The organism is Chitinophaga sp. (genome assembly GCF_036569125.1).
In the GTDB taxonomy this organism is placed as follows: Bacteria; Bacteroidota; Bacteroidia; order Chitinophagales; family Chitinophagaceae; genus Chitinophaga.
On the sequence record NZ_DATCRF010000471.1, the window covers coordinates 1 to 5,953 of the forward strand.

Here is a 5,953-nt window from a genome sequence, read left to right on the forward strand (position 1 = left end):
CCCCGCCATACCAGCTTATTCTGGGCACGGTCTACCAGGTGAACGGTAACCGTGCCCTCGTTATAATGCTGCCCTTTTTCCAGCCGCTCACTTTCCCAGGTATAACGCCGCTGTCCCATATAACGCGGATCTTCTGTCTCCACTTTGCGGGTATGCACTTTTCCTTTGATCACAATGCCAATATTCACCAGCAGGTCCGGATCATGCTCCCCCGGCTGCAGGCCGCGTTTTTGCAGCTGTTGCGTAATTTCTGTTTTCAGCGCGTCAAGGCCGGTGTAGTACGTACGGCTGTTTACGGAATTGCCGCTGGCGTCTATCTCATAAAAGTTAAACGTGCGGTAGTTATTGAGCGCAAAGTTTTCTGCGGTTTCCTGGTCCAGCACCTGTATGGGGCTGCAGGCATAAGGAAGCAACAATAGGGCGGGTAAAAGAAGTAGATATGACTTCATTGGCAAACATAATTTACGTTAATTGAAGATACCTGTTTTCAAGCTTTACTTTAAAATGAATATCTGCATTCAGGGCCTTAAATATTTTAACAATAGTATCAATGGTGGCGCTGTTAACGCTGCTTTCCAGTTTAGAGATCTGGGCCTTTTGTACGCCTACCAGCTTGCCCAGCTGTTCCTGCGTCATATTCCGCTCTTTACGGGCCTGTTTTATCATATGCCCCAGCACCGTCATGCCCAGTTCATATTCATAGATAACTCTTGATTTGGTACCGCGCTTGCCAATGAACTCGTCTTTAAGTTCATCCAGTGAGTAGGTAGGTAATTTTGCTTTTGACATAGTATTAGTTTTGCACGGAAAAGTATAATGCTCTTATGTTTTCAGCCTTCTCAATTTCCTTTGCGGGTAATTTGTCTGTTTTCTTAATAATCCCATGAGTGGCAATAACCAATGTTTGTGTGCGATTAGTTTTATCCCAGAAGGCTAATAGACGGTATTGAAGATTGCGGTATTTAATCCTGAATTCCCAGATATCATTGGTAAGCTTTTTACTTACTATTTTCCTATCCAGCGCTCGAGAGAAAGTTTTACTTCCTCCAGAAATCGCGTATTAAAGTATCTATCTGGTCTGCCCATACAAAAGTGATAAAAGTTTCCAAATTTAGAAACATTACCCACCCAGAAAGTTAATCACCCGTTAAGCTGCGACCAATCATCTATGAGCTTCCCAACAAACCAACTTTGACCTCCCCAACAAACCCCTGCGTGCCCGGAATATGGACCTTTGTAAAAAATAAAACACTATGGCAAATGTTTGGTTTATAACAGGAAGCAGCAGGGGCTTAGGTCGCAGCTTAACCACCGCCCTGCTGGAAAAAGGAGAATTAGTAGCAGCAACCGCCCGCAAGCCCGAACAGCTGGATGACCTGGTAGCACAATACCCGGATCAGATCTATCCCATAAAGCTGGATGTATCAGATGAAGCAGCGGTGAATAGCGCGGTAAAAGATGCGGTGACCCGCTTTGGAAAAATAGATGTAGCAGTGAATAACGCTGGTTTTGGTATCACCGGCGCAGCAGAAGCTTACACGCATGAGCAGATCAGCAGTCAGATCAACACAAACCTGTACGGTCCCATTTATGTAACCCGTGCGGTGCTGCCTTACATGCGTAAGCAGCGTTCGGGGCACATTTTGCAGATCAGCTCTTTGGGCGGCCGTATGGGCACACCAGGCCTTTCCATTTACCAGGCTACCAAGTTTGCGCTGGCCGGTTTTTCAGAAGCAGTATCTAAAGAAATAGCGCCGCTGGGCATTAAGCTCACCATTATTGAGCCCGGAGGTTTCCGTACCGATTGGGCCGGCGATTCTATGGGTTTTGCAAAGGATATACCTGATTACGAGCAAACAGTAGGCGTGCGCGTTAAACGGTTTAAAGATCCTTCCCAGCAAATGACCGGCGATCCGGATAAGGCAGCGCAGGTGATGATAGCGGTGGTAGCCCATCCCGAACCGCCACTACACCTGATCCTGGGCAGTGATGCTGCAGGCATTTTAAAACAGGTAGAAGCAGGCCGGCAGGCGGAGTTTGAGAAATGGCTGCCGGTGAGCTTGTCCACCGATCATGAGGATGCGGAAAATTTCCTGGAATCAGATCTCGGCAGGCTCATTGTAGGTAACAGGTAAGCGCACATTCAATCAGTAACATAAGCGTCCTGTATGGGAAACAAACTCTCATGCCGGACGCTTTTTTTCCCGGCGTCCGGGTCGCGTTGTAAACAAAGTGTATTGCAGGTGATTGAACATATAAGCGTTACCGTTAGTACCATTATACACAAATTATGGATAGCTATACTGGCCTGGTTACCGGCATCTGCGCAGCATTGTATGCTGTGCAACAACTGATCGCGCATAACCGTCAGTTGTTGTATTTTATTATTTACAAGGGCTATCCTTTGTGCAAACACATCGCCACCTGCTGCAAGTGGCTTCCTTCGCCGCTGTCGATCATCAACCTACACAAACAGCTCCGCCGCAATCCCATCTGCAAACAGCTTGCCCTCCGGTGTAAGCACCAGCGTATCCTGCTGCTGCACCATTTTGCCGGCCAGTATAAATTCTTTGCTGGCGGTTTCCAGCTGCCGGCGTTTATCGGTTCCGAACCGTTCCTCTACCAGGTACAGGTGGCAGCCTTCCGAAGTGCGCAGGGAGGTCATAATATATTCATTCAGCATCATCTCCGGCGTAAGGTTTTCTAGTTCAAAAGGTACTTTTCCTTCCTTAATAGCGTTTATATAGCTGCTGTTATTAGCCACATTCCATTGGCGGGAGTGCCCGTTAAAAGAATGGGCGGATGGGCCCAGCCCCAGGTAGGCCTGGCCCTGCCAGTAGCTGCTGTTATGGCGGGAGCGGCAGCCGGGCAATGCAAAGTTGCTGATCTCGTAATGCTCATACCCGGCAGCAGCCAGCCATTGTACCAGCATTTCAAAATGCCGGGCAGCTTTGTCAGGGTCCACGGCAGCAACTTTATGCTGTTTAATGAAGTGGTCCAGCGCAGTGCCGGGTTCCACCGTAAGCGCATAGCACGAAAGGTGTGGTATTTGTAATGCAATGGCCTGCTGTACGTTCTGCGCCCAGCCCTCATCACTGAGGGTGGGGCCGCCGTAAATAAGGTCAATGCTCAGGTTATGAAAGCCCGCTGCCTGTGCATCCTGTATGCATTGTAAGGCCTGCGTGCTGTTATGGGCACGGTTCATCCAGCGCAGATCTGCCTCGTGAAAAGATTGTACGCCTATGCTTAACCGGTTTACGCCAATAGCTTTCAGGGCCTGCAGCTTTTCCGGCTGCAGATCGTCCGGGTTGGCCTCCAGGGTAATTTCCGCCTGGCCGGAGATGGGAAACAGCTGGCGCAGTTTTTCCATGATCCGCCGCAGGTCTGCATCGTCCAGCAGGCTGGGAGTGCCGCCGCCAAAGTAAACGGTATCTACCTGCTGCCCTTGCAGGTAAGGCTGCTGTAGCATCATTTCCTGTAAAAGACTATCCACCAGCGCATCTTTTTGCCCCAGGGAGGTAGAAAAATGAAAGTTGCAGTAGTAACAGGCGCGCCTGCAAAAGGGAATATGTAAATAGATACCGGCCATAATTTTTTCAGGTCAACAGTCCGTAAACCGCCGTCAAAAGATCAGATGAACATCAGGCAATCCCTGTTCTGTGAGCAGTAGACTGTGGACAATTATATTATATTTGCAAATATAAAAATATGCTGGTGCGAAACGGGTTATTCTTACTTTGGTTATTCATATTCAGTAGTTTAGGGTTATATGCGCAGGACAGTACAAATAACAGCGCGCCCAAAGTTAGTAGTGTACAACAGGACACCGCAAAACGCCGCCCGGCAGCTCCTAAAAAAAAGCCGGTAGCCGATACCGGCAGGGCAGCCGTAAAACCACGGCCGGATAATAATGCGCTTACCACCACTGCCGCCGTTCCCAAACCTGCAGACACGGCTAAAACCGCCGCAACTGACACCCTGCTGCAGCAACCCAAAGTACCTTTGCACCAGGAAACAGCCTACGACATTTTTATGCGTAACCTGGCAGCTAAAAATATGTACCTGCACCCGGGTAAGCCGCGTTATTTTGACCTGAACGTAGTGCGGCCCTTTAAGGACCTGGACTGGCTGGTGTACCTTATAGGCGGGGTAGTATTGTTGCTGGGGGTGATACGCCTGGCCTACCTCAAATATTTTTCAGACCTGTTCCGCGCATTCCTGAACCCCACCCTTAGCCAGCGCCAGTTAAAAGACCAGCTGTCCCAGTCGCCCTTTCCCAACTTTTTACTGAATGCTTTTTTTGCCGTAAGCCTGGGCGTGTACCTGTACCTGCTTATGTACCGGCAGCAATATATTTTTAATGCAGATGCCTGGCTGCTGATACCCGGCCTTATACTGCTGGTAGCCCTGATCTATGGCATTAAACACGTGGTATTACGTTTTTGCGGATGGCTGTTTGGCAATAACGACCTGGCAGATGCCTACATTTTTATCCTGAACCTGATCAACAAAGTGCTGGGTATACTGCTGGTGCCTTTTCTGGTGATTTTGGCCTTTTGCCAGCCGGAAATAGCCCGCGCCTTCCTATATATATCATTATTTTTTATCGTTTTATTGATTGGGTACAGATATGTTAGGTCTTATTCCGTGATAAAGCAGTATCTATCTTTCAGTAGATTGCATTTTTTTCTTTACCTTTGCGCATTCGAAGTAGCGCCTGTGTTGCTTTTAACAAAGGTGCTGCTGATTTGGTTAACGGGTAATTAACTAAAAATTACTTTACTGCAATTGTTAACACAAGAGCAAATTTAAGTATGATAAAAGGCGGGCAAAAAACAGATTTGCAAGTAAAACATCACGTACAGTCGATCCTCATTTCCCAGCCAAAGCCTGAAACTGAGAAGTCCCCTTATTTTGACCTGGCTAAAAAATTCAATGTAAAATTGGATTTTTATCCGTTTATAAGGGTGGAAGGCTTATCCGCAAAGGACTTTAGGAAACAGAAGATCGATATCCTGAATTTTACAGCCGTGATCTTTACCAGCCGTAACTCGGTGGATCACTTTTTCAGGATCTGTGAAGAGATGAAGATCAAGGTGTCGCAGGATTGCAAATACTTTTGCATCACAGAAGCCGTAGCGCTCTATCTGCAGAAATTTATCCTGTACCGGAAAAGAAAGGTGTTCTATGGGGCGGATGGTTCTACCAAAAGCCTGCTGGAAGTAATGAACAAACACCGGGACAATGAAAAATTCCTGTTCCCCAGCTCCGACAGCCAGAAGAAAGACATTGAAGAATGGCTGAAAACCAATAAGTGCGAGTACGCCACCGCAACCTTGTACAAAACCGTGTCAAACGACGTGAAGGAGATCCTCTCCGGTAAAGAGTATGACATGATCGTTTTCTTCAGCCCCTCCGGTGTAAGATCACTGTTTGAGAACTTACCGGAGTTCCAGCAGAATGGTACCCGTATCGGCGCATTTGGCCCTACTACCTCTGCAGCAGTGGAAGAAGCAGGCTTACGGCTGGACGTAAAGGCCCCGGCGCCCCAGGCCCCCTCTATGGTGGCAGCGCTGGAACAATACCTTTCTGAGCTTAACAAAAAATAATCTCCAAAGAGTAAAAAAATAACTTACTTGCAAGGACGGCGAAAGCCGTCCTTTTTTTTGCCTGGAAATTAACCGTTTGTGTGATAGGAGATGTAAGATTATTCGCTATTTTAGCTATATTAGAAGAAGCCAACAGCATCATTTATAAACCATAACCTGTGTGAACATGAATGAACCATGCTTTCATGCGCACCGCCGAAATTAAGTTGTGAATAAATTAGCCGGGGAGACAAGTCCTTATCTGTTACAACACGCACATAATCCCGTGGATTGGTATCCCTGGGGAGAGGAGGCTTTGCAGCGCGCGTTGCAGGAAAATAAGCCTATCCTGGTAAGCATTGGGT

The 5,953-nt window shown here is 47.6% G+C and carries 8 protein-coding genes; 4 read left to right on the top strand and 4 right to left on the bottom strand.

Annotated features, from left to right (window positions below):
- The 3 genes from VIM87_RS17545 to VIM87_RS31415 all read right to left on the bottom strand — a co-directional run.
- On the bottom strand, nucleotides 1-449 hold a 449-nt coding region (locus VIM87_RS17545), incomplete at its 3' end, for a DUF4136 domain-containing protein (protein ID WP_331998258.1).
- A gap of 13 nt (nucleotides 450-462) precedes the next feature.
- Nucleotides 463-789, bottom strand: a complete 327-nt coding sequence (locus tag VIM87_RS17550; RefSeq protein ID WP_331998259.1) for a helix-turn-helix transcriptional regulator — start codon at nucleotides 787-789, stop codon at nucleotides 463-465.
- A gap of 4 nt (nucleotides 790-793) precedes the next feature.
- A complete protein-coding gene (locus VIM87_RS31415) occupies nucleotides 794-1,054 on the bottom strand; it encodes a type II toxin-antitoxin system RelE/ParE family toxin (RefSeq protein WP_331998263.1) in 261 nt (86 codons plus the stop codon).
- 199 nt (nucleotides 1,055-1,253) lie between these two features.
- On the opposite strand from VIM87_RS31415, the gene VIM87_RS17560 reads away from it, so the two are divergent.
- Nucleotides 1,254-2,135: an oxidoreductase gene (locus VIM87_RS17560; RefSeq protein WP_331998260.1), complete on the top strand. Its 882-nt coding sequence runs from the start codon at nucleotides 1,254-1,256 to the stop codon at nucleotides 2,133-2,135.
- A 329-nt stretch (nucleotides 2,136-2,464) separates the two neighbouring features.
- Here VIM87_RS17560 and hemW read toward each other — a convergent pair whose 3' ends face one another.
- Nucleotides 2,465-3,589 carry a radical SAM family heme chaperone HemW gene (gene hemW, locus VIM87_RS17565; protein WP_331998261.1) on the bottom strand — a complete coding sequence of 375 codons (1,125 nt, stop codon included), beginning with the start codon at nucleotides 3,587-3,589 and terminating at the stop codon, nucleotides 2,465-2,467.
- 119 nt (nucleotides 3,590-3,708) lie between these two features.
- Between hemW and VIM87_RS17570 the strand changes: the two genes are divergently transcribed.
- From VIM87_RS17570 to VIM87_RS17580, 3 genes are all read left to right on the top strand, one after another.
- On the top strand, nucleotides 3,709-4,767 hold the full coding sequence (locus VIM87_RS17570) for a DUF4271 domain-containing protein (protein WP_331998262.1): 1,059 nt from the start codon (nucleotides 3,709-3,711) through the stop codon (nucleotides 4,765-4,767).
- A gap of 74 nt (nucleotides 4,768-4,841) precedes the next feature.
- Nucleotides 4,842-5,609 carry a uroporphyrinogen-III synthase gene (locus VIM87_RS17575; RefSeq protein ID WP_254639976.1) on the top strand — a complete coding sequence of 256 codons (768 nt, stop codon included), beginning with the start codon at nucleotides 4,842-4,844 and terminating at the stop codon, nucleotides 5,607-5,609.
- A gap of 208 nt (nucleotides 5,610-5,817) precedes the next feature.
- Nucleotides 5,818-5,953, top strand: a 136-nt coding sequence (locus VIM87_RS17580) for a DUF255 domain-containing protein (protein ID WP_331998264.1), incomplete at its 3' end; no start/stop codon positions are given.

Bases quoted from the DNA above. Each gene is read 5' to 3' on its own strand.
- VIM87_RS17550 (WP_331998259.1), bottom strand. From the start codon at position 789: ATGTCAAAAGCAAAATTACCTACCTACTCACTGGATGAACTTAAAGAC.
- VIM87_RS17560 (WP_331998260.1), top strand. From the start codon at position 1,254: ATGGCAAATGTTTGGTTTATAACAGGAAGCAGCAGGGGCTTAGGTCGC.
- hemW (WP_331998261.1), bottom strand. From the start codon at position 3,589: ATGGCCGGTATCTATTTACATATTCCCTTTTGCAGGCGCGCCTGTTAC.
- VIM87_RS17570 (WP_331998262.1), top strand. From the start codon at position 3,709: ATGCTGGTGCGAAACGGGTTATTCTTACTTTGGTTATTCATATTCAGT.